This window comes from Lysobacter antibioticus, from assembly GCF_000731095.1.
GTDB classification, from domain to species: domain Bacteria; phylum Pseudomonadota; class Gammaproteobacteria; order Xanthomonadales; family Xanthomonadaceae; genus Lysobacter; species Lysobacter antibioticus_B.
The window spans coordinates 15,423-38,734 of the sequence record NZ_JMTZ01000166.1 but is presented as its reverse complement, the minus strand read 5'-3'; the positions used below and the strand labels follow the sequence as shown (position 1 = coordinate 38,734).

Annotated in this window: 21 protein-coding genes; 13 read left to right on the top strand and 8 right to left on the bottom strand. The window is 68.1% G+C overall.

Annotation, left to right across the window (positions count from 1 at the left end):
* Nucleotides 1–142: 142 nt before the first annotated feature.
* The 3 genes from EX88_RS0122975 to cls form a co-directional block, all read right to left on the bottom strand.
* Nucleotides 143–898 (bottom strand): pyridoxine 5'-phosphate synthase, encoded by a 756-nt coding sequence (locus tag EX88_RS0122975; protein WP_031374312.1) that lies wholly within the window; start codon nt 896–898, stop codon nt 143–145.
* 114 nt (nt 899–1,012) lie between these two features.
* A complete protein-coding gene (locus tag EX88_RS0122970; RefSeq protein WP_031374311.1) occupies nt 1,013–1,276 on the bottom strand; it encodes a hypothetical protein in 264 nt (87 codons plus the stop codon).
* Nucleotides 1,277–1,458: 182 nt separating this feature from the next.
* A complete protein-coding gene (cls, locus tag EX88_RS0122965) occupies nt 1,459–2,910 on the bottom strand; it encodes a cardiolipin synthase (RefSeq protein WP_051885466.1) in 1,452 nt (483 codons plus the stop codon).
* A 177-nt stretch (nt 2,911–3,087) separates the two neighbouring features.
* Between cls and EX88_RS0122960 the strand changes: the two genes are divergently transcribed.
* Nucleotides 3,088–3,831: an SIMPL domain-containing protein gene (locus EX88_RS0122960; RefSeq protein WP_031374309.1), complete on the top strand. Its 744-nt coding sequence runs from the start codon at nt 3,088–3,090 to the stop codon at nt 3,829–3,831.
* Nucleotides 3,832–3,994: 163 nt separating this feature from the next.
* Nucleotides 3,995–5,098 carry a PA0069 family radical SAM protein gene (locus tag EX88_RS0122955; RefSeq protein ID WP_051885465.1) on the top strand — a complete coding sequence of 368 codons (1,104 nt, stop codon included), beginning with the start codon at nt 3,995–3,997 and terminating at the stop codon, nt 5,096–5,098.
* A 37-nt stretch (nt 5,099–5,135) separates the two neighbouring features.
* Here EX88_RS0122955 and EX88_RS0122950 read toward each other — a convergent pair whose 3' ends face one another.
* Complete coding sequence (locus EX88_RS0122950) at nt 5,136–6,722, bottom strand: MFS transporter (protein ID WP_051885464.1); 1,587 nt, start codon at nt 6,720–6,722, stop codon at nt 5,136–5,138.
* A 119-nt stretch (nt 6,723–6,841) separates the two neighbouring features.
* Between EX88_RS0122950 and EX88_RS0122945 the strand changes: the two genes are divergently transcribed.
* Nucleotides 6,842–7,744: a LysR family transcriptional regulator gene (locus EX88_RS0122945; protein ID WP_031374306.1), complete on the top strand. Its 903-nt coding sequence runs from the start codon at nt 6,842–6,844 to the stop codon at nt 7,742–7,744.
* A gap of 206 nt (nt 7,745–7,950) precedes the next feature.
* Complete coding sequence (locus EX88_RS0122940; protein WP_161786175.1) at nt 7,951–8,658, top strand: lysozyme inhibitor LprI family protein; 708 nt, start codon at nt 7,951–7,953, stop codon at nt 8,656–8,658.
* Nucleotides 8,659–8,788: 130 nt separating this feature from the next.
* Here the strand turns inward: EX88_RS0122940 and EX88_RS0122935 are convergent, their stop codons facing one another.
* The 3 genes from EX88_RS0122935 to EX88_RS0122925 all read right to left on the bottom strand — a co-directional run bounded on the left by EX88_RS0122935 (nt 8,789) and on the right by EX88_RS0122925 (nt 13,996).
* A complete protein-coding gene (locus tag EX88_RS0122935; protein WP_051885462.1) occupies nt 8,789–10,663 on the bottom strand; it encodes a M4 family metallopeptidase in 1,875 nt (624 codons plus the stop codon).
* A 991-nt stretch (nt 10,664–11,654) separates the two neighbouring features.
* The gene (locus tag EX88_RS0122930; RefSeq protein ID WP_031374303.1) at nt 11,655–11,873 is read right to left on the bottom strand and encodes a hypothetical protein; all 219 of its coding nucleotides are present in this window, start codon (nt 11,871–11,873) and stop codon (nt 11,655–11,657) included.
* Nucleotides 11,874–12,190: 317 nt separating this feature from the next.
* Nucleotides 12,191–13,996: an SLC13 family permease gene (locus EX88_RS0122925; RefSeq protein ID WP_031374302.1), complete on the bottom strand. Its 1,806-nt coding sequence runs from the start codon at nt 13,994–13,996 to the stop codon at nt 12,191–12,193.
* A 122-nt stretch (nt 13,997–14,118) separates the two neighbouring features.
* On the opposite strand from EX88_RS0122925, the gene EX88_RS24915 reads away from it, so the two are divergent.
* Nucleotides 14,119–15,309, top strand: a complete 1,191-nt coding sequence (locus tag EX88_RS24915) for a sensor histidine kinase (protein WP_051885461.1) — start codon at nt 14,119–14,121, stop codon at nt 15,307–15,309.
* A complete protein-coding gene (locus EX88_RS0122915; protein ID WP_031374300.1) occupies nt 15,302–15,736 on the top strand; it encodes a response regulator in 435 nt (144 codons plus the stop codon). The genes EX88_RS24915 and EX88_RS0122915 overlap by 8 nt, the downstream gene beginning before the upstream one ends.
* Nucleotides 15,737–15,949: 213 nt before the next feature.
* On the opposite strand, the gene EX88_RS0122910 is transcribed toward EX88_RS0122915, so the two are convergent.
* Nucleotides 15,950–16,666 (bottom strand): 2OG-Fe(II) oxygenase, encoded by a 717-nt coding sequence (locus tag EX88_RS0122910; RefSeq protein ID WP_031374299.1) that lies wholly within the window; start codon nt 16,664–16,666, stop codon nt 15,950–15,952.
* A 351-nt stretch (nt 16,667–17,017) separates the two neighbouring features.
* Here EX88_RS0122910 and EX88_RS0122905 point away from each other — a divergent pair, with 351 nt between their 5' ends.
* The 7 genes from EX88_RS0122905 (at nt 17,018) to EX88_RS0122875 (ending at nt 22,896) form a co-directional block, all read left to right on the top strand.
* Nucleotides 17,018–17,560 carry a hypothetical protein gene (locus EX88_RS0122905; protein ID WP_031374298.1) on the top strand — a complete coding sequence of 181 codons (543 nt, stop codon included), beginning with the start codon at nt 17,018–17,020 and terminating at the stop codon, nt 17,558–17,560.
* The gene (locus EX88_RS0122900; RefSeq protein ID WP_051885460.1) at nt 17,557–18,201 is read left to right on the top strand and encodes a hypothetical protein; all 645 of its coding nucleotides are present in this window, start codon (nt 17,557–17,559) and stop codon (nt 18,199–18,201) included. Before EX88_RS0122905 ends, EX88_RS0122900 begins: the two co-directional genes overlap by 4 nt.
* A 50-nt stretch (nt 18,202–18,251) precedes the next feature.
* The gene (locus tag EX88_RS0122895; RefSeq protein ID WP_031374296.1) at nt 18,252–19,019 is read left to right on the top strand and encodes a hypothetical protein; all 768 of its coding nucleotides are present in this window, start codon (nt 18,252–18,254) and stop codon (nt 19,017–19,019) included.
* A gap of 68 nt (nt 19,020–19,087) precedes the next feature.
* Nucleotides 19,088–19,906, top strand: a complete 819-nt coding sequence (locus tag EX88_RS0122890; RefSeq protein ID WP_051885459.1) for a hypothetical protein — start codon at nt 19,088–19,090, stop codon at nt 19,904–19,906.
* Between the two features lie 107 nt (nt 19,907–20,013).
* Nucleotides 20,014–20,742 (top strand): C39 family peptidase, encoded by a 729-nt coding sequence (locus EX88_RS0122885; protein WP_051885458.1) that lies wholly within the window; start codon nt 20,014–20,016, stop codon nt 20,740–20,742.
* 48 nt (nt 20,743–20,790) lie between these two features.
* A complete protein-coding gene (locus EX88_RS0122880; protein ID WP_152566437.1) occupies nt 20,791–21,534 on the top strand; it encodes a hypothetical protein in 744 nt (247 codons plus the stop codon).
* 36 nt (nt 21,535–21,570) lie between these two features.
* Complete coding sequence (locus EX88_RS0122875) at nt 21,571–22,896, top strand: transporter (RefSeq protein ID WP_036149887.1); 1,326 nt, start codon at nt 21,571–21,573, stop codon at nt 22,894–22,896.
* Nucleotides 22,897–23,312: the final 416 nt, after the last annotated feature.

The following is a 23,312-nucleotide window of genomic DNA, read 5'->3' as shown; positions in this document are numbered from 1 at the left end:
AGAAAGTAACCCGCCGCTTTAGTGGCGGAAGCTCTTGGCGTTTGATCTTGATCTTGCTTTAGCGAGGCGCCGCGAACCCTCGCAGCGCGGTCGCGGCTCACCCCGCGCCTTCCCCACGCGCCGCTACGAGACTACGAACCGCTCAACGCGTCTTCGCGATCACATCCAGATACCCGCGCACCGTCGCATCCAAACCTTGATACAAGGCCTCGCCGATCAGGGCATGGCCGATCGACACTTCCAGGACATTCGGGACCCCTCGCAGGAAGGCGCCGAGGTTGGCCTGGCTGAGGTCGTGGCCGGCGTTGACGCCCAGGCCGGCGGCTTGCGCGCGGCGGGCGGCGGCGGCGAAGGTCAGCAACGCGGTATCGAGGTCGCCGCCGTCGAAGGCTTCGGCATAAGGACCCGTGTAGAGCTCGACCCGTGCGGCGCCGAGTTCGGCGGCGCGCTCGATGCCGTCGCGGTCGGCGTCGGCGAACAGGCTGACGCGGCAGCCGAGCTCGGCGAGTTCGGCTATCAAGGGGCGCAGCCGCTCGCCGTCGCGTTCGAAATCGAAGCCGTGGTCGGAAGTGAGCTGGTCGTCGCCGTCGGGCACCAGGGTGACCTGGGCCGGAAGCGTCGCGCGGCACAGGGCCTGCAGGCCGGGGTAGCCTGCGCGCGGCGGTGCGAACGGATTGCCTTCGATGTTGAATTCGACGCCGCGGCTGCGGGTCAGTTCGGCGAGTGCGTAGACGTCGTCGGCGCGGATATGGCGGGCGTCGGGACGCGGGTGCACGGTGATGCCGTGGGCGCCTGCATCGAGGCAGGCTTGCGCGGCGCGGCGCACATCGGGCTCGCCGCCGCCGCGCGAATTGCGCAGCACGGCGATCTTATTGACGTTGACACTGAGGGCGGTCATGACGCGAAGCGTAGCGCGCCGCGTCAGGCACGGCGAGTGGTCGGGCATTCGGCTAGGCGATGCCGCCGGATTGCGTGCGGTCCGGCGCGGCCGGACTGGCGGCGTCGCGCGGCTTCAGTTCGGCGAGGATTCCGACTGCGACGAAGCGGCGAGCTTGCGCGCCTCGGCCTGCTCGCGCAGGCGACGCAGTTCCATCGGGTCGACGATCGAGGACACGTCGCGGCTGGTGTTGTCCAGGCGCCGTGCGAGCAGACTCATCACGCCGGCGATCATCAGGCCGAGTGCGGCCAACAGGCTGACGGCCAGGATCCCCGGCGAGGTGGTTTTCAACGCCAGTACGAAGGCGGCGGCGGCCAGCAGCAGGTAAACCCAAGGCATTGCGGCGTGCTCCCTGAAAAAATCCCGATCCGGATAGGCGGGTCCCCAGACGGAACTGCCGGCCTGGATCGGCGTTGGAGGGCCGGTACGGAGGGTTCCGGCCGGGTCCAGGCCGAGTGTAGCGCGCACCCGCGGCGGCGGCAGCTGGGGGCGCCGGCGGATGCGACCGGCGGCACAAACGGCTAGAGCAGCGGCGAAACCAGCCGGGCCAGGGCCTCGGGGAGGCGCGCGCGCCACAGCGAACGTTCACGGTCCGGGCGCACCCGCGGGGCCCGCGAGCACTCTTCCTGAATCAGGGTCGCCAACTCGCCGGCGAGCTGCTCGTCGTAGAACATCACCGAGATCTCGAAGTTGAGGCGGAAGCTGCGGTGATCGAAATTGGCGCTGCCGATGATCGCCATCTTGTCGTCGCACAGCAGGGCCTTGCTGTGCAGCATGCGCGGGCCGTACTCGTGGATCTTCACCCCGGCGTCGAGCAATTCGTCGAAGTAGGAGCGCGCCGCATACGTCACCAGGCGGCTGTCGCTGAGCTTGGGCACCAGCAGGCGCACGTCGAGCCCGCCGAGCGCGGCCGAGGTCAGGGCCATGCGTGCGGCCTCGCTCGGCACGAAATACGGCGTGACCAGCCAGACCCTGCGCTGCGCGGCGTGGATCGCGCCGACGTGGACGCGGTGGATGGCTTCCCAGGGCGAATCCGGCCCGGAACTGACGACCTGCGAGGCCACGCGCCCGGGTTGCGGCGGCGGGTGTTGCATCTTCAGTGGCGGCTGGCCGGTGGCGTAGCACCAGTCCTCGGTGAAGACCAGTTCGAGCTCGCGCACCACGTCGCCTTCCAGGCGCAGATGCAGATCCCGGTAGGCGTCCTCGCGCAGGCGCTCGTCTTCTTCGTCGGTGATGTTGATGCCGCCGGTGTAGCCCACCCGGCCGTCGATGACGACGATCTTGCGGTGGGTACGCAGGTTCAGCCACGGCCGGCGCCAGAACCAGCGCAGCTTCATCGGGTGGAACCAGGCCACTTCGGCGCCGGCCTCGAGCAAGGGCTTGAGGAAGCGCCGCGAGGTCTGGCCGGAGCCGACCGCGTCCATCAGCAGCCGCACCTTGACCCCGGCGCGGGCGCGCTCGATCAAGGCATCGCGCAGCGCGGTGCCGGTGCGATCGGGCAAATAGATGTAGTACTCCAGGTGGATGTGCTCGCGCGCCTGGGCGATGTCGGCCAGCAACGCGGCGTACTTGGCGCCGCCGTCGATCAGCAGGCGCACGTCGGTCGCGGTGGTCGGCGGCAGGCCGGTGGTGGCCTGGCCGAGCTTGGCCAGTTCGATCGCTTCCGGCGACGGGGTCAGACCCGCCGGCGGCGCCGGCAGCGAGGCGCGGGCGCGCACCCGGCGCAGGCGCTGGCGGTGGATGCGCAACGGGCCGAAGAAGTAATAGATCAGGAAGCCGATGTAGGGCAGCGCGGCCAGGCTGATCAGCCAGCTGATCGTCGCCACCGGCTCGCGCTTCTGCAACACGATCCAGAAACCCAGCCCGAGCAGATACACCGCCCAGCCGATCGTCAGATACAGGCCGAGGTGGGGAATGGCGAGCAGGTCTCGCCAAAGGTCGGGCAACAGATCCAGCACGTGTCGGAACTCCATCGATGCAGCGGCGCCGCCGGCACGGCCGCGCGGGCCTAGGCTAGCCCGCCGGCCGGGGCCGGCATAGCCCGGGCGCCGCCCGCATCGCGGCGGCGACTGCCGACGCCGGCAAAGACCGGCCGCGACCCGGCGACGTAGGATGCGGCATCGCCCGCCCGAACCACAGGAAGGATTCCCATGATTCACCGGTTCCTCATCGCCGCCGCTTTACTCGCCCTGCCCTTGTCGCCGGCCTTCGCCGCCGAGGCCGAACAACGCAGCATCAACGTATCGGGTTCGGCCGAGGTCAAGGTCGTGCCGGACCTGATCCTGCTCGATGTCGGCGTCGAATCGCGGCATGCCCAGCTCGACCAGGCCAAGCGCAGCAACGACGAGAACGTCGCCAAGGCGCTGGCGTTTCTCAAGCGCAGCGGCGTGCCCGACAAGGACATGCAGACCGATTTCATCAGCATCGAGCCGACCTACCACTCCGACTATTCGTTCACCAAGCCGCAGATCTACATCGTGCGCAAAAGCATCGGCATCAAGCTGAGCCGCATCGGCGACCTGGAGAACGTGCTGACCGGGTTGCTGTCGAGCGGCGTGCAGTACATCCACGGCATCGAATTCCGCACCTCGCAACTGCGCAAACACCGCGATGCCGCGCGCGCCCTGGCGGTGCAGGCGGCGAAGGAAAAAGCCGATGCGCTGGCGGCCGAGCTCGGTGTGCGGCGCGGGCCGGCGCTGAACGTGTCGGAGTCGTACTCCGGCGGCTGGTGGCGCAGCGGCAGCCGTTGGGGCAATGGCATGAGCGGCGGCCAGATGGTGCAGAACGTCATGCAGAACAGTGGCGGCGGCGGCGAATCGGGCGACGGCGAGACTTTGTCGGTCGGCCAGATCAGCGTCAGCGCCTCGGTCAGCACCAGCTTCGCGATCGAATAGTCCGGCATCGAACGTGGTGCGCCGCTCAGCGGGCACCACGCGGCACGGAATGCGGCGCTCGGGCTGCTCCCTGGCGCATTCAGCCGGCAGGCGACGCAGCAGCGGAACCGAGCGATCCGGCGGCGTCGCGAAACCTGCGACGGCGCCGGCGTAGGCTGCGCGGATGGACGCTGCGCGCAAAGCCCGACTCTCGATCCAGCCGACTGCCTTCAAGGGCCGCGGTGCGGCGTCGTACGTGGCCGGGCGCTACGCCGTCACCACCGTCCAGGGCGAGGACGACGGCTGGGGCTCGGTCTACGAAGACGCCGATGCGAACTCGCGCCCGGACACCCAGGTGCGCGAGGAAACCGCGCGCAGCATCATCACCCGCAACGATTCGCCCGACATCGGCTTCAGCCAGTCGGTCAATCCTTATCGCGGCTGCGAACACGGTTGCGTGTACTGCTTCGCGCGGCCCTCGCATGCCTACCTGGAACTGTCGCCGGGCCTGGATTTCGAGACCCGGCTGTTCGCCAAGGTCAACGCCGCCGAACGCCTGCAGAACGAACTCGCCCGCCCCGGCTACCAGTGCGCGCCAATCGCGCTCGGCATCAACACCGATGCCTACCAGCCGATCGAGCGACGTTACCGCATCACCCGCGGCGTCATGGACGTGCTGGACGCCTGCTCGCATCCCTTCAGCATGATCACCAAGAACGCCTCGATCGTGCGCGACGTCGAAGTGCTGGCCTCGATGGCGCGGCGCCGCCTGGTGTCGGTGTATTTCTCGGTCACCACCTTGGACAACCAGCTCTCGGCGAAGATGGAGCCGAGAGCCTCGGCGCCGCATTCGCGGCTCAAGGCCATGCGCACCCTCGCCGAAGCCGGCGTGCCGGTCGGCGTGCTGGTCGCGCCGACCATCCCGATGATCAACGACGGCGAGCTCGAGCAGATCCTCGCCGCCGCGCACGAGGCCGGCGCGCGCGCGGCCGGCTATGTGCTGCTGCGCCTGCCGCACGAACTCAAGCAGGTCTGGCGCGATTGGCTGCAACTGCACTACCCCGACCGCGCCGCGCACGTGATGAGCCTGATCCAGCAGATGCGCGGCGGCAAGGATTACGACAGCGCGTTCGGCAAGCGCATGCGCGGCGAAGGCCCGTTCGCGCAGCTGATCGGACAGCGTTTCCACAAGGCCTGGCGCAAGCACGGCTATGGGCGGCTGCCGGCCCTGGACACGAGCCAGTTCGTCGCCCCGCGCAAGCCGACCCCGCAGTTGGAATTGTTCTGAGCCGGCATCGGCGGCGAATACTGCGGCACGGCCGTACTCAGCACGCGGCTTCGCGAGCCGGTGCCGCTGCACCGATGTCCTCGCCGGCCGCATCCAGCACAGCCGCCGGCTCGTGCGCCGAGGCGTTGCCGAGCAAGGCATAGGCGAGCCAGGCGATCGCCGCGGTGACGCCGGCCAGGCCGTACATCAGCCAGGCGAAGGCCTCGTCGTAACTGCGCAGCAGCAAGGCGGGGTCGAGCGCGGGCAACAGCGCCTGCGCGCGCGCGGCGTCGCCGGTGGCCAGGCGTTGCGCCGCCTGGACGAGGGCGTGGCCGTCGACCGCGCCCAGGCTGTGCAGACGCAGCTTGAGCAGGCTGGCCAGGGCCGCGGCGGCGACCGCGATGGCGAGGCCTTCGCCGGACACGCGGCTGGCGCCGAACACGCCGGCGGCCATGCCGGCGCGTTCCTTCGGCACCACGCTGATCGCCAGCCCGTCCATCAGGCCCCAGGGCACGGCCGAACCGGTGCCGATCAACAGCATCGGCGCGATCAACTGCGCCGGCGAGGCGTCGCCGGCGATCGCACCGAGCCAGACCAGGCCGACGGCGGCGAGCGACAGGCCGGCGCCGCATAAGGCGCCGGCGGCGATGCGATGGCTCAGCACCGCGGCCAGGATCGGCACCACCAGCATCGGCGCCGACAAGGCGATCATCAACAGGCCGGCGTCGAGCGCACTGTGGCCGTGGATGCCGATCAAACGCACCGGCAGCACGATGATCAACACCAGGTAGCACAGGCCGGTGCCGATCGGCAGCAACTGCGCGCCGACGAAACGCGGCAGGCGGAACAGGCTGAGGTCGAGCATCGGCCGCGCTGCCCGCGTCTCCACGCGCACGAACAGCGCCAGCAACAAGGCCGCGCCGGCCAGGGCGGCGAGCACCCAGGGATCGCTCCAGCCGCGCTCGGGCGCTTCCAGTACGCCGACCGTCAACAGCGCGAGCATCGCCGTCGAACTGAGGCTGCCGCGCCAGTCCAGGCCGGTCGCGGCGGGATCGCGCGACTCGCGCATGCGCGGCAGGCCGAACACGGTGGCCAGCGCGGCGATCACCAGGCTCGACAGGAACACCGCGCGCCAGCCCTGCGCCTGCACCAGCCAGCCGGCAAGGCTGGGTCCGAACGCCAGGCCGAGGCCGAAACTCGTCCCCAGCAGACTGAAGGCGCGGATGCGTCCGGGGCCGTGGAACTCCTGCGACAGCGCGGCGTTGCCGCCGGCCAGGGCGAGTGCGGCGGCGATGCCCTGGACGATGCGCAGGGCATTGAGCGTCGCCAGGTTCGGCGCCAGCGCCAACAGCAGCGACACCACCGCATAGGACACGATGCCGATGGCGAAGATGCGCTTGCGGCCATAGGTGTCGGCGAGCGTGCCGGCTGCCATCAGGCAACTGCCGAAGGCCAGCATGAAGGCGTTGGTCATCCAGTTCAGCGCGACCGGGCTGCCGCCGAGTTCGGCGGCGATGGCCGGAATCGCCACCGGCGGGCCGGTGAAGCTCAGCGGCAACACCAGCCCGGCCAGGCACACGGCGCCGAGGATCAGGAAACGGTCGAGGCGGCCGGAGGCGTCGGCTGCGGGGTCGGAAGGAGGCATGGGTGAGTCGCGCGAGGGGGCAGGCCGCCAGGGTAGAAGCGCCGCAATTGCGGAAAAACATCGGCCCGATCCGTGCTTTATGGAACAATTGTCCGCAATTGCCGCCACCGGACCGCCCCATGGACAAGCTCGGCAGCTTGCTCGCCTTCGTCCGCACCGCCGAGACCCGCAGCTTCGTCGCCGCCGGGCGCCAGATCGGCGTGTCCGCCTCGGCGGTCGGCAAGAGCGTGGCCAAGCTCGAACAGCAACTCGGCGTGCGCCTGCTCCAGCGCAACACCCGCAACGTGCGTCTGACCGAAGAGGGCCGCATGTTCTACGAGCGCTGCCGCCCCTTGCTCGACGAACTCGACGAAGCCGAAGCGATGTTGACCCATGCGATGCAGGCGCCGCGCGGACGCTTGCGGGTGGGCCTGCCGACCGCGGGCTATCGCTTCCTGGTGCCGGTGCTGGGCGAATTCCGCGCGCGTTATCCCGAGGTCGAGCTGGAGCTGGATTTCGACGACCAACTGGTCGACGTGATCGACGGCGGTTTCGACGTGGTGATCCGCAGCGGCGACATGCCCGACTCGCGGCTGCGTGCGCGCCGGCTCGGCCCGTTCTGCTTCATGTTGTGCGCCTCGCCCGACTACCTCGCGCGGCGCGGCGAACCGCGCCTGCCGGCCGACCTGGAAGCGCACGACTGCATCCACTTCCGCTTCGCCAACAGCGGCAAAGTGCAGGAATGGTCGCTGCGGCTCGAGCCCGGCGAAGCGCCGCCGCACCTGCCGCCGGCGTTGATCTGCAACAACAGCGAAGCGGCGGTGCTGGCCGCGGTGCACGGGCTGGGCATCGTCTACACCGTGGATTTCCTGGTCCGCGACCGGCTCGCCAGCGGACAGTTGCGGCGCGTGTTGCCGGGCTTCGAGACCCAGTGCGGGCAATTCTGGGCGCTGTGGCCGGCGCACCGGCATATCTCGCCGAAGCTGCGGGTGTTTCTGGACTTCATCGACGAACATCTGTTCGTGCACCAACCGATCGCATGACCGCGAACGAACCGACGGCACGCCGTCGTTGAGGTCATCGCACAGCGCGCAATCCAATGCAGCCGCTGGAGAACGACGGCATTCGCGAGCAAGCTGTGTCCGCAAAGGCCGACGGCTTGCGCGACGCCCGTGTCGATGCCGTCGTCGATGAAGCCGTCGCCGATTCCGCAATGCCCCTCCTCCACGCAGCCCAGGACCCCGCCGCCGTGACGTCACCCACCCTCGCCTCTTCCGCCGTGCTCGCTGTAACGCTCATGGCTTCGGCTTCGGCGTTCGCCGCCCCGCCCGCTTCGGCGAAGCCCTCTTTCGATTGCGCCAAGGCCGCCAGCGCTGTCGAGAAAGCGATCTGCAGAAACGACGGCCTGGCCCGTGCCGACGCCGCGGTCGGCCGCGCTTACGAGCGCTTGCGCAAATCGCTCGATTCCAAAGCCGCGAGCGGACTGCGCGAGGACCAACGCTGGTTCATCGGCGTGCGCGACGCGGCCTACGACAACGCCAGCGCGGCGAACCGGACGCAGTCGCTCAAGGCTTTGCTCGATGACCGCGCGCGCACGTTGTCGCAGATACGTGCGCAGCCGCCGGCCGGACTGATCGGCAGCTGGCGTAACCTCGCCGGCGGCATCGACGTGGTCGACGACGGTGCCGGCCGTTTGAAAGTCGAGGCGAATGCCGCGCATCCGCTCGATGGCCGCTGGCTCTGCGATGCCAGCGGCAGCGGGCGCAGCGTCGGCGCGGCATTGACCGTGCAGGTCGAGGGCGGCGAGCGCAGTTCCCTGAAGCTGACCCGCGAAGGCGCGGCCTTGCGCGTGCAGGCGCTGGATGCGGGCGGCAAAGCGTTGCTCGGTCCCGACTACTGCGGTCACAACGGCAGTCTCGAAGGCGTGTATTTCGCGGTGCCGCCGAGCGCGGAGTGAGCGGCCGCACCGCCTGATCGGTCCGTCTCGCGACTCGGCAAGGTCGAACTAAAACGGCCCCCGCCGCGCTTTCGCGCGACGGAGGCCGTAACCACTACGAAGCTGGACTACTCAACCGAAGCGGTGCGGATCAGCCCTTGCAGCGCAGTCCGCTCGAGCCTTCCGGCAGCGAGACGTTGACCGCTTCCCAGGCGCAGGCCACCGACTTCACCACGCTGGCCTTCAGCAGACCCTTGTCGACCAGGTCCTGGGCCGCGGTCTGGGTGGCTTCGCGCGCCTGCGGGTAGGACGACTGCGAGGTCAGGTACAAGGTGTTGGCGCGGTACCAGATCTGACCGGCGGTGTTCGGGGTGATGCCCTTGAGCCCGGTCGCGCCGTTGCAGACCAGGTCGGCCGGCAGCAGGGTCTTGCGATGCGACCTCGGCACCTTCTGTCCTTCGGCAAGCAAATAGAAGAAGTGGTTGCCGACGCCGGAGGTGTAGTGCGGATCTTCGTCGGTGAAGCCGCCGGCCGGGTAGCAATCGAAGGAGCCGCTGCCGTCTTCGGCGACGTCGAGGCTGGGCTTGAACATGTAGCGCAGCGGCGTGCCGTCGAGCATGACGTTCTCGCCGATCAGGTAATCCGGCGGATCCTTCGGGCTGTTGTCGAAGAACTCGACCAGGGTGCCGTGGATGTCGGAGGTGGCTTCGTTGAGGCCGCCGGCGTCGCCGGCATAGGCCAGGTTCGAGGTCGCCTGGGTCACGCCGTGCGACATCTCGTGGCCGGCGACGTCGAGCGCCACCACCGGATTGGAAATGCCGTAGTCGCCGTTGCCGTAGACCATGCGCTTGGCCTCGCCGTCCCAGAACGCGTTGGTGCCGCCGGCGTCGATGAAGTAGAAGATCGAGAAGGTCACGTTGACGAAGCTTTCCACGCCCTTGCTGTCGCCGAAGATGCCGACGCGGTCGTACAGCTTCTTGTAGTAGTCCCAGGTCTTGGACACGCCGTAGTGGGCTTCCACGCCGGTGCGCTCGATGTTGGACATCTGCTCGTTGCCCCAGACGTTGTCCTTGTCGAACATCGGCGGTGCGGTGAAATCGCCGCCGCCGAAATACAGATCGACCACCGTGCCGCCGGTGTTGTGCAAGGTGCCGCCGCCGCGCTTGTCGTCGCGCAGCAGATAGCCCGCGCCGCGGCCGTTGCTTTCCTCGGCGCCGACCTTGCTGGTCGAGATCGCGACCTTGCCGCGGGTGATGGTGAAGCCTTCGCCCTGCGCCGCTTCGGCGCTGTAGATCTTGCTGTCGCGGCCGAGCAAAGCGCCGTTGTCGGCATCGACATAGATCATGTCGTGGACCGGGCGATCGGCCTTGTTGAGGCCGCGGAAGGTCACTTCATACGCGAGTTTCGGCTGGTTGTCCTTGGCGAAATACACCATGCGCGAGGTCGGCTTATCCATGAAACGGCCGGCGAAATGCACGCCGGCGTCGGTCACCGCCTGCGCCACCGACAGCTTCGGCGCCTTGGCGCCGCCCTGGCCGAGCTTGAGGTCCAGGGTCTTGCTGACCGAGGTCAACAGGCCGTCCTTCATGTGCGTGACCAGGTCGCCGCCGATCACCGGCAGGCCCTGGTAATCGCGATTGAAACGCACGTGCTCGCTGCCGTCGGCTTCGACGATGACGTCGCGCGGCAGGTATTGCTCGGCGTCGATCGCCTCGCGGTCGGCCTGCGCCGCGGCGCCGCGCAGCTTCTGCGCGAGCAGCTGTTCGCGTGCGCGCGCCACCGCCGGATGCTGGGCGAGTTGTGCGCCGGACGTGGCGCCGGAGACGGTCGGCGCCAGTGCGAAGCCCGGCGTGCGCGCGGCAGCGGCCGTCTTGGCCGATGCCGTCGCCGATGCGTTCGCGGCGTTGCCGCCGGCGTGCGCCGATGCCTTGCCGGCATCGCGGTAGTGCTGCGCGGTGACCAGCGCGGTCGCGGTGGTGCCGGTCACCGCCAGCAGGATCGAAGCGGTCAGGACACGTTGTTTCATGGACATGCGGTTTCTCCGAGTCGTAGATCGAAATAAGAAAAGACCAGCCAAGAGCCGCCGCGCGAACGCAGTCGCGAAGCGGTGTCGTGCATTGCGGCAGAGGTCGTGTATGCCCCGAAGACGATTCGTCGCAGGCGGCGGCTCGTCTTCTTCGGCCCCTCCCCATAGATGGGAACGCGCTCGGGTAACGACCCCCTACCTGCGCAGCAGCGGCGACGCGTATCGCGTATGCGAATTGAGATGCGCGTCAGAGTGTGTGGCGTGTCGCGTGCGGTGCGCGTGGCATGTGTCTGGGTTCGCGCGTGTTCGTGCGCGTGCGCGATGCCTTCGATGATGAGACGGTATTGCGGGCGGGTAACGAATCGCATGTGGCAGATGGGGGATTCGGCCCGTATCTTCGTCTTGGCGTCGGGTTCGCGGTCGCAGCTTGCGCGGCTCCTACAGGAGGCTTCGAAGCTTCGAGACGATCTGCTGCTACAGGGTAGGAGCGACGCGAGTCGCGACCGCGCAGTCGCCCGTGTTTGCGCCGGTGGCCGAAGGCCCGCGGTCGCAGCTTGCGCAGCTCCTACAAGAGGCTTCGAAGCTTCGAGGCGATCTGTTGCTTCAGGGTAGGAGCGACGCAAGTCGCGACTACGCAGTCGCCCGTGTTTGCGCCGCTGGCAGCAGGCCCGCGGTCGCAGCTTGCGCAGCTCCTACAAGAGGCTTCGGGCTTTCGAGGCGAGCTGCTGCTTCAGGGTAGGAGCGACGCAAGTCGCGACCGCATAGTTGCCCGTGTCTGCGCGGCTGGTCGAAGGCCCGCAGTCGCAGCTTGCGCAGCTCCTACAAGAGGCTTCGAAGCTCCGAGACGATCTGCTGCTACAGGGTAGGAGCGACGCAAGTCGCGACCGCGCAGTCGCCCGCACCTGCGCAGCTGGCCGCAGGCCCGCGGTCGCAGCTTACGCAGCTCCTACAGGAGGCTTCGAAGCTCCGAGGCGATCCGCGACGCCCACCCTCAGCGCTGCGGCGCCGGCATGATGTGCGACAGGTAGATGCGGCTGTCTTCGAAGATGCGGATGGCGACCGGCAGGCCGAGCTGCACGGTCAGGTGGAAGGCCTCGGTCTTGGCCGCTTGCGAGGCCTGGATGGCATCGTTGAAGCATTCGTCGGCGACGTCGCAGGAAAGGCGACGGCCTTGGTAATCGGATTCGCTCAGTTGCACCGTGTAACGCATGACCGCGCCTGGATTCGGAGGAATCGAAAGGAAGAAGGGCCCCGGCCCAGCTGGACCGCTTGCTCAAGGCGGCGACCGATCCTTTGCTGAGCGGCTTCCTTGCCAACGCACTCGTCGCGCTGCCGGGGCCTGGGTAAGTTGAGGCAAGCTGTGACCGATTGCTCTCAGTGGATCGCCGAACGTGGCGTAGGAAATTCCCTACCCTTCGAGCGCGAGCGGGCCGCCCATGGCGATTGCGATGTGGCCGCCGGCCTGCGAGGCCGTGGCGCATCGTCGAAACGCAGCCGAAGGATGCGCCGGCGAACGCACCGCCGCCGTCAGGACGACAACGGCCACAACGGCCCGTCGAGCCACAGCCAGCGCGCCATCCAGGCGCTGATCAGGGCGACCATGATGGTCAGCGGCAAACCGATGCGCAGGAAGTCGTTGAAGCGGTATTGGCCCGGCCCGAGGATCAACAGATTGCCGTGATGGCCGATCGGGGTCAGGAAAGCGGCCACCGCGCCGAGCGCGGTGCAGACCACGAACGGCGTCGGCGGCAGACCCAGCGATTGCGCCAGCGAAATCGCGATCGGGCCGAGCAGTACGGTGGTGGCGGCGTCGGAAAGGATCTGTGTCAGCAAGGCGGCGGAGGCGAACATCACCAGCAGGATCGCCAGCGGCGACCAGCCCGCGACCACGTGCAACAGACCCTGCGCGAGCAATTGCGCGGTCCCGGTCTGTTCCATCGCCACGCCGAGCGGGATCACCCCGGCGATCATCACGAAGATGCGCACGTCGATCTCGCGATACGCCTGTTCGACGTCGACGCAGCGCGTGGCGACCATCGCCACGGCGCCCAACAGGAAGGCGAGCGACGCCGGCAGCCATTCGGTGGCCGCGGCGATCACGGTCGCGGCAAGGATCGCCAGCGCCAGCGGCGCGCGGATGCGGCGGCGCGCTTCGCCGGCGAACGGCACCAGCATCAGGAAGCCGTGGTGCGCGGCCAGCTCGGCGAAACGCGAGGGCCGGCCCCACAGCACCAACAGGTCGCCTTCGCGCAGGCGTGCGTCCGACAGGCGCGGCGCGACCGCGCCCTGGCGGCGCCACAGGCCGGCGATGACGGCTTGGAAGCGGCGCGCGAAATCGAGTTCGCGCACGCTGCGTCCGATGAATTCCGAGCCCGGCGCGACCACTGCCTGGACCAGCTGCGGTTCGCCGTCGCCGTGGCCGGTGACGCTGTCGCCGAAGCGCGCGATCGCATTCAGATCGAGCCCGCTGTCGTCGTGCAGCGAGGCGAAGGCGTCGGCCGAAGCTTCGAGCAGCAGGATGTCGCCGCTGATCAGCGGACTGCTCGGGCCGAGGTCCTGGCGGCGTTGGCCGTCGCGCAGCCAACCGGTCAGGACGAAGCGGTCGCCGAGGGCTTTCTGCAACTCGGCCAGCGGGCGCGTGCTCCATCGCGAGCCTTCGACGATCAACAGCTCGGTGCGATAACGGTCCAGGCGCAGATAGCCGTCGTCGCCGTGCTCGCCGCTGCGCTTGGGCAACAGCCAGCGCGTGGCGAGCATATAGACCACGCCCAGCCCGACCAGGGCCAGGCCGATCGGGGTGATCGAGAAAATGCCCAGGCCCGGTGCGCCAGTGCGTTCGATGAGGTTGTCGGCGAGCAGGAAGGCCGGCGCGCTGACCAGGGTCAGGGTGGTGCCCAGCGACGCCGCGAACGACATCGGCATGAGCAGGCGCGACACCGACAGCCCGCGCGCCTTGGCGAAGCGGGTCAGGATCGGCAGCATCATCGCCGTGACCATGACGTGGTGGGTGAACGAGGACAGCGCCGCCACCGCGGGCATGGTCACCGCGATCGCGCGGCTCTCGCTTTTGCCGGAGGCGTCGCCGATCCACTGGCCCAGGCGCTCGGTGATGCCGGTCGCGGCCAGGCCGCCGGAGATCACGAACACCGCCGCGACGATGATCGCCGGCTCGCTGGCGAAGCCCGACAAGGCCTGTTTGGCGTCGAGCACGCCGGTCAACACCAGCGCCAGCAGGGTCAACATGGCGGTCACGTCGACCCGCAGGCGCTCGCTGATGAACAGATACAGTGCTGCGCCCAGTATCAGCAGGAAGGCGATCTGAGGAAAATCCATGCCGGCATTGTGCTCGACTTGGCTGTGTCGGCGCCGTATGCGACCGTCCACCGTGCCGTCACGAGCCGGGCGGATACACTCCCCGGTCACATAATCCGCCGAAGACCCTTGCCCCTGCACCGATGAGCCTACCGCGCGCCACGACCACCGCCGACCACGCCACCGCTGCGGTGGCGTCGAAGATGGGCGACGATCGGTTCCGGCAGGCCATGGCCGCGTCGAACATCGGCATGGCCATCGTTTCGATCGAGGGCATCTGGCTGGAAATCAATCCGGCGCTGTGCGCGATGCTGGGCTATCGCGAAGACGAGTTGCGCGGCCATCACTACAGCGAAGTGACCCACCCCGACGATCTGGCGATCAGCAACAACCTGGTCACCGCGTTGGTCAACGGCAGCCTGGCCTCGGTCGACGAGCACAAGCGCTACGTGCATCGCGACGGCAGCGAGGTCTGGGTGCAGCTCAACGTCGCGGTGATGCGCGACGAGTCCGGCGCGCCGCAGTACTTCATCTCGCACATGCGCGACATCCGCGGCGAGCGCGAGGCCGGCATCGCCCTGAGCGCCCGCATCGAGGAACGCGGCGCCGCGCTCGACGCCTCCAACCGCCAGTTGCAGCTGTTCGCCGACGCGGTCGCCCACGACCTGCGCGCGCCGCTGCGCTCGATCGAAAGTTTCTCCGCCCTGCTCAGCGAACGCGCGATCGAACGCTTGAACGAGACCGATCGCGATTACCTGGGGCGCATCCGCGCCGCGGCCTCGCGCATGACCAGTCTGCTCGCGGCGCTGACCGAGTTGTCGCACGTGACCCGCGCCGAGATGCGGGTCGCGCCGGTCGACCTGAGCCTGCTCGCCGACTGGGTCGGCGCCGAGCTGCAGGACGCCGATCCGCGCCATCGCGGCGAAGTTTCGGTCCAGCCCGGCCTGCAGGTCGAAGGCGACGAACGCTTGCTCAAGCTGATGTTGAACCAGCTCATGCACAACGCATGGAAGTTTTCGTGCGAGCGCGAGGGCCAGGTCGAACCGGTGCGCATCGAGGTCAGCGGCGAGACCGTCGCGGGCCGTCTGCTGCTGACCATCCGCGACCACGGGGCCGGTTTCGACATGCGATATGCTCACAAGCTGTTCGAGCCCTTCCAGCGCCTGCACGGGCCGGACCAGGGCGGCGGTCACGGTTTGGGCCTGGCGATCGCGCGCCGCGTGGTCGAACGCCACCGCGGCGAGCTGCGCGCTCATTCGCAGCCCGGTGCGGGCAGTACTTTCATAGTGGAATTGCCTGTCGCCGCGACAGGCGAGGAAAACCCAGATGCATAAGGAAATCCTGCTGGTCGAAGACAATCCCGACGATGTCGAGCTGACCCGGCTCGCCTTCGACGAGGCCAAGATCGCCAACAGGCTGGTGGTGATGGGCGACGGCGCCGAGGCGCTGGATTACCTGTTCGCCCGTGGCCGTTATTCCGATCGCGACCCCAACGACCTGCCCTCGATCGTCCTGCTCGACCTCAATCTACCGAAGGTCGACGGCCGCGAAGTGTTGCAGGCGATCCGCGCCCACGAGCCCACCCGCACGCTGCCGGTGGTGGTGCTGACCACCAGCACCGAGCCCTTCGACGTCGAGGCGAGCTACGCGCTCGGGGTCAACAGCTACATCCAGAAGCCGGTGGATTTCGAGCAGTTCGTATGGGCGGTCAAACAAGTCGGCCTGTACTGGCTGGTGTTGAACCACCCGCGCAATCCGTGAGGTTCGGCGGGTTAACGGCTAACAGCAAATCCCCCCTGCCCCTTTTCCAAGGGGGGAACTCGCGCTGAGATTCGAACTTATACGAGCGATGGCCGCGTCAACTCGCCCCTTTGGTTGAGGGGGCTGGCGCGTACGTAGAACGGGTGCCTGGGTAACGGCTGCGCCGGGGATTTGCCTTCGCCCGCTAGCCAACCGAACCGCGCGCCTGGAGCCTCAGCGCCCGCCGAACAACTGCTCTGCGCGCTGGAACAGAATCCAGCTGGTCGCGATGTATTTGTCGCCGCCCTTGGGCCGATTGCCGCGATGGGTGTGGGTGAACGCGGCCGGTGCGATCAGCAGGTCGCCGGCGCGCGGGACGATCTTGCGGCGCTGATACAGGAACTCGGTCTCGCCTTCCTCGAAGCCGTCGTTGAGGTAGATCGTCCACAGCACGTGGCGGTGCAGGGTTTCGGCGCCCGGGTCGCGCGGGTACAGCTCGCAATGCCAGTACGGATAACCGCCGCGATCGGCGGTGTAGCGCTGCAGGTTGATCGATCCGGGGCGGAACACGGTCTGGGCGATCGGCGCCAGCGCGTTGTCGTCCATCTCGGCCATGCGTTCGGGAGTGAGACGGTGGCGCTTGCCGTCGGCCGACGGCGCTTCCAGCATCAGCGGCGCGATCATCGTGTGCGGGTAGCGGCGCAGATAGCTCAGCAGGCCGCGGAACACCGCCAGGTTCAAGGCGATCTCGATGTCCTTCCAACCTTCGCGCCCGGTGATGGTCAGGTCGCGGCTGTCCTTGAGGTCGGGCATGACGCCGCCGCCGACCCGGCCCGGCTCGCTCTCGCGGCTGGCATCGAAACGGCGCAGCAGGTCCGCGCATTGCTCGCGCGTCAGGGCCTCGGGATAGACCTCGATGAAATCGTCCGGGGCGTCGATCGTCGATGACATGGCTTGGGAAGCGAGCGCGGGAAGGCGGCCATCCTCGCACGCGAGGCGCGTTGCAAAAAGGCAACGCCCAGTGTGTGCCTGTTTACACATCTTCCTCGCGAGCCTATACGGCCACTGAATCAAGCCATTGCGCGATTTCGCCGCGCTCGGGACGGTCGCCCGCCTCGGCAAGACGCGTTCCGCGCTTGTAACGTTTTCGTTCAGCTACGCCGGTCACGCCGCTACTGGCTGAATAAATTTCTAATAAATTCAATTTCTTATGTCGTTGGCACGACTCTCGCACTAGGTCCATCACCCGTATCGCTGAAGCGACGCGGCCGTCGACCCCCTAGTCGTCTTGGAGCCCGAGCCATGTCCGCGATCTCCTGCCGCTTTTCCCAGACCTCGCAGCCGGCGGCGGCGCGCGCGGCGGCGTTGGGCCTCGCCACGATGTTCGTCACGTTCGCCGGTGCAGCCCAAGGTCAGCAGGCCGGTCCGGCCAGCGAAGACCCGACCGTGGTCATCGCCCGCACCGTCCACCCGCGTATCGCCTACCGCGCCCTGCCCGCGCAGGAGAACCCGATCCGCACCGAGGCGACGACCTTCCCCGGCCAGGTCTTCCACGGCACCCTGGACCGTTCGCTGGCGCCCCTGATCGGCGACGCCGAGCTCGGCCAGCACGGTTCCAGCGGGCTCAGCCCGAGCGCGGCGACCGGGGCCCTGACCGGCCTGCTGGTGCCGACCGAATCGCTCGGCGCCTCGGGCAACAACGGCTTGCTCGGTCCGTCGGCGACCGCGCCGATGGGCCCGACCGCCAGCGTCGGCGGAGCGGTGACGAATGCGACCGCCGGCATCGCCGACCTGGTCACCGGCAGCGTGATGCAGGCCTTGGCGCCTCAGGGGAACGGCCGATGAGCGCGCGTCTGCGTCCGCTGCGCCTGGCGCCGCTGTGGCTGGCGGTGTGTCTGTTCGCAACCGCCCTGTCGACCGACACCGAGGCGAGCGAAGTCCCGTCTGCGAACGGTGCCGACCATGCCCGCATCGGTGCCGACAGCGGCCGTTCGCTCGATGGCCGCGCCGCGATCAACCAGACCGCGGGCGTGGGCAACGTGCAGAGCAACCTCGCGGCGATCGCGGCCGCGCCCGCGGGCACGGCGCTCGCATCGGCGCAGGCGAACCAGGCCGCGTCCGATGCGCGCAACGAATCGCGCGACGCCTCCGCGCGCATCGGTGCCGGTGCCTTCGCCGACAGTCGCGGGCTGCTCTCGCTCAACCAGAGCGCCGGCGCCGGCAATGCCCAGGCGAATCTGTTCGTGCTCGCGACCGGCAGCGCGCTGGCCGGCCTGGGCGACGGCGCGCTCGACGATGCCGCGCTGGCCGCCATCGCCGGCGAAACCCAAAACGATGCCGCCGCCGACGCACCGCGTATGCGCGAAGCGACGATCGCCGGCGACGCCTTCCGCGGCGGCGAAGGCGTGCTGCAAATCAATCAGACGGCGGGGGTCGGCAACGCGTCGGCCAACGCCATCGTGCTCCAACTGCCCGGGGGCTTTTAAAAAAAAGCGGCAGACGCAAGGCGATATCAACCACCACCAGGAGAGAGATCATGAAAGTTCATTTCACCCTGCTTGCCCTCGCACTCGGCGTGGCTGTGGCTGCGCCAGCTTATGCCGAAGGCGACGACGCGGACATCTACAGCTCCACCCGCGTCAGCAACAGCGTCGGCGTGCACGGCCGCGTCTGGGTCAAGGGCAAAATCCGCGTCGCATCCGAATCCGCCGCCACCGTCGACCAGGATCAGACCACCCTGGCCAACGAGTCGCTCGGCGACGGCGACCACACCGCCCACCTCGGCGGCAGCGCCTTGTCGGACGCACAGGGCAACATCGGTGCGAACGTCGCCGCCGGCGTCGGCAACGCCCAGGCCAATGACACCGCGTTGTCCGCGGTCGACGGCGAAAAGGTGTTCGCTTCGGCGATGACCTTCAACAACCAGGAATCGAGCTTCAACTTCGCCTACTCGTCGCAGCAGGACACCGATTACCGCGCCACCCTCAACGGCGACGCGCTGTCCAATGCCAAGGGCAACATCGGGGTGAACGTGACCGCGGGCGTCGGCAACGCGCAGAGCAATGCCATGGCCGCATCGGTCAACAGCTCGGGCACGATCGCCAAGGCCGCCTCCGACAGCGAGCAGGACGCCTGGTTGAACACCCTGGCGGCCGCTTGCGATCTCGACACCTTCGCGACCCTCGCGGGCAACGCGTTGTCGGGTGCGCAGGGCAACATCGGCGCCAACGTCGCCGCCGGCGTCGGCAACCTGCAGCACAACGGCCTGTCGATCGCCACTGCGTCCTGCGGTAGCTGCGACTGATCCGCGCGCGGCCGCGGCGCAGGCCGCGGCCGTTTCGCGCGCTGTTTCGAAGCCTACGGAGACTGGACATGAAACTTCACCACCGCCTGCTGGCGCTTGCCCTGGTCTCGAGCCTCGCCTTGCCGGCCTTGGCCGAGGGGGACGACGCCGAGATCTACAGCAGCACCCGCGTAAGCAACAACATCGACGTATCGGGTCGGGTCCGGGTCAAGGGCAAGATCCGCGTCGCATCCGAATCCGCCGCCACCGTCGATCAGGACCAGACCACGGTCAGCAACTGGTCGCTCGGCGACGGCGATCACGACGCCCATCTCGGCGGCGACGCGCTGTCGGATGCGCAAGGCAACATCGGCGCCAATGTCGCCGCCGGCGTCGGCAACGTTCAGGCCAACGACACCGCCCTGTCGGCGGTCGACGGCGAGAAGGTGTTCGCGTCGGCGATGGTGTTCGGCAGCCAGAGCTCGACCGACAACTACGCCACCACCAACACCGACCACACCTACTACAGCGCCACGCTCGACGGCAACGCATTGTCGAATGCCAAGGGCAACATCGGCGTCAACGTCGCCGCGGGCGTCGGCAACGTTCAGGGCAACGGCATGGCCGCGTCGGTCAACAGCTCCGGCCGGCTCGCCATCGCGACCTCCGACAGCGAGCAGATGTCGACGATGAACCTGCTCGACAGCGAAGGCCGCCGCATGAGCCTGGATCTGTTCGCCACGCTCGACGGCAACGCCCTGTCCGGTGCGCAGGGCAACATCGGCGTCAACGTCGCCTCCGGCGTCGGCAACCTGCAGCACAACGGCCTGTCGATCGCGACCGCGTCCTGCGGCGCCTGCGCACCACCCCCGCCGCCGCCGACCTGCGGCGCGAATTGCGGCGACTGACCGTCGTTGTTGCGTCCATCCGCGGCGACCGTCATCAGGGTCGCCGCGGATGTCCTTCCTCCAATGCCGGCCGCGACGGCCGACTACGATCTCAGGGCGGTATCGACATGCGTTCGCTGGGTTTCTGGATGACGGTCTGCCTGGGTGCCGCAACGTGGTGCGGCGCCGGCCACACGCAAGCGCCGGTCGAACGCAGCAGCACCGTCGACCTGACCCGGCTGGCCGGCACCGGCGCGGTGCCGGTGGTCAAGACCATGCGCACGATGCGCGACCTGCGCTATCGCGACCTGCTCCAGCAGCGCTACGACTTCAGTTGCGGCTCGGCCGCGCTGGCCAGCCTGTTGCATTACGGCTACGGCATGGACGTGAGCGAGCCGGAACTGATCAAGAAGATGATGGTCGGCGTGGATCCCAACGAAGTCGTGCGCAACGGCTTCTCGATGCTCGACATGAAGCGTTACGTCGAAAGCGTCGGTCTGCGCGCGCATGGGTTCCGCATCGAGGCCGATGCCTTGTACCGCTTGCAGATGCCGGTGATCGCCCTGCTCGACCTCAAGGGTTATCGCCATTTCGTCGTGGTCAAGGGCGCTGCCGGCGGACGCGTGTTCGTCGCCGATCCCGCGCTCGGCCATCGGGTGATGCTCGAAGGCGATTTCGTCCGCGGCTGGAACGGCATCGTGCTGGCGGTGGTCGGCGACCGGCCGATGCGCGCCGATTCCTATCTGGTCAGCCATCGCAGTTCGCCGGCCCTGTTGCGGCGCGTGGATGCGCTCGATCGCGCGACCGCGCCGCCGCGGGTGGTCGAGTTCGGCCTGGTGATTACCGATTTGTTCTGAATGTCCGCGCATCGATCCGGTGCGCACGCAAAGCGTTCGAGGTGCCCGATGAACCGTCCATCACTCCCCTGTGCCCTGTTCACGGCCCTCGTGGCAGCGGCGGCCGCGGTCCAACCCGCGGTCGCCCTGCCCCCTCTGAAAGCCGAACTGGTCGACGAGGCCACGCTCGCGACCGTCTGCGGCAGGTACTTCGGTGCGCAGATGTTGGTCGGTCTGCGCGTGGACCTGGTGTCGAGCCTGGCCACCGCCCAACAAGGCGCCGCGGTCGCCAGCGGTTCGCTGCTGATCGAGCGCGCCGGCAGCGGCTATGTCGTGCAGGTCGATGCGCGCAGCCAGGCCGAAGCCGGCCTGGACGCGCCGCTCGCGGACAACGCCAGCGCGAGCGGCGCCGAGGCGTTGCAGGTCCAGGGCATCGGCCAGATCGCGCAGATCGCCGGCGACCGCAACCGTTTGTCCAATCTGACTGCGATCCAGTTCGTCGAACAGGTCGACGCCAGCGGCTTCAACGGCCAGACCCAGAGCCAGGCCGGCGCCGGGCCGATGACCGCGCAGGTGACCTTCCTCGACGGCGGCGTGCAGCTGGGCGTCGCCGGCCCCGGAGCGTCCTTGCAGCAACACCTCGATGCCGGCGCGCAGGGCGGCATCGTCCAGCTCGGCCGCATCGCCGGCAACGACCTCAACGGCAGCAACCGCATGCAACTGCAGCTGGTCACCTCGGCGATCACGCCGCAACAGGGCGGCCAGCTCGGCCTGCTGCAGGCACTGGAAAGTCTGCGTTCGTTGCCGCGCTGAGCGGCACGTTTCACTCTTGCTAAGGATGTCGAGACCATGCGTGCCGTGCTGACTCCGTTGACCCTGGCCCTGTCGCTCGTCCTGAGCGCACAGGCGTTCGCCGCCGAAGACGGCGCCGACACCGTATCCCTGCACCAACGAATGCTCGACATGAGCCGCGAGCTGGCTTCGCAGCGCGCCGAGATCGAGCGGCTGCGCAATCAGGTCGACGAACTCGAACTGAGCCAACGCGGGCGCGGGCTCGACGCACCGGGCGATGCCGGCTACCAGGACAACGCCAGCAAGATCGCCCGCGAGGCTTCGGAGGAAGCGCGGCGCAAGGCCTCGACGACCGCCGCCAACGACGCCCAGGAGCGCGACGGACCGGTCCAGGTCGGCCAGACCCAACGCGAGGAAGACGCGCAACGCCGCGAGCGGGAAAAAGCCCTGGTGGTGCGCGAACACGCGCCCTTGTTCGAGCGCAAGTTCACCCTCGATACCGGCCTGAGTTACAGCTACTACGACCGCCGCCAGCTCGCGCTGAGCGGGTTCCTGGCGCTGGATGCGATCTTCCTCGGCAGCATCAACCTGGACCAGACCAAGGCCACCGTCGCCACCGTCGACCTCACCGGCCGCTACGGTTTCACCGACCGCTTCAGCGTCGAAGCCAGCCTGCCCTACGTGTACCGCGATTCGCGATTCGTCAGCGGCGGCGCCGGCGGCGCCTCCAGCGTGGTCAGCGAGGTCAACATGCGTTCGCAAGGCATGGGCGATGCCAGCGTTGCGGCCTACTACCAGTGGGTCAAGGAGTCGCAGCGCTGGCCCGACATCGTCACCAGCCTGCGGGTACGCGCGCCGACAGGGCGCGACCCGTTCGGCCTCAAGTTGATCCAACCCGACGACGACAACAACAACCTCAATATTCCGGAGAACCTGCCGACCGGTTCGGGTATCTGGAGCGCGACGTTCAATGTCTCGGCTTTGCGCACCTACGATCCGGTGATCCTGTTCGGCAACATCGGCTACACCTACAACCAGCCCACGGACTTCGACGACATCTCGCCGGTGGCCGAGCAGGTTTCGCCGGCGCGGGTCGAACTGGGCAACACCATCTTGCTGAGCGGTGGCCTGGCCATCGCCCTCAACGATCGTTCCGCGGTCAGTTTCAGCGTCGCCACCGCCGCCACCGGCGCCACCCACACCACCGCGCCCGGCGGGCCGAAGCGGCGCGTGCCGGGCAGTTCCAGCAACAGCACCACGCTCAACATCGGTGCCAGTTATGTGCTGCCGTCGGGGTGGACCTTCAACGGCCAGATCGCCGCGGGCCTGACGCCGGACGCGCCGAACTTCGTATTCGCGATGCGCACTTCGCGCTCGTTCTAGGGGAGTCGTACCGGGGAGTCGCACCAGGGGAGTCGCACCAGGGGAGTCGCACCAGGGGAGTCGCAACGCAGGCATTGCAACAGGGGAACTGCGCCAGGGGAGCATGGGGCCGAACATCAGGCAGGTTTTCTGCGGGAGAGGCGTCGCTTTCGACGACGCTCGCGCCGGGGCGGAGGTGTGAGGCCTCCGTCCCGATTTTTTGTCCGGCGCTCTTGCTTTTGCTGTTCCTTCTCCGCATCGGGGGCAGGGAACTGCTTGCGTTGCTTGCAATGCATGGCGCCGAACAGCAAATCCCCCGCGCCGAAGGCCGCATCGGACCTCGCGCTCTGCCGGGCGCTCGCCCCCTTTGCCAAAGGGGGCGATGTGAGAAAGAGCGCGCAACCGACGCACTCGGCGCTCACGGATGGCGATGCGGG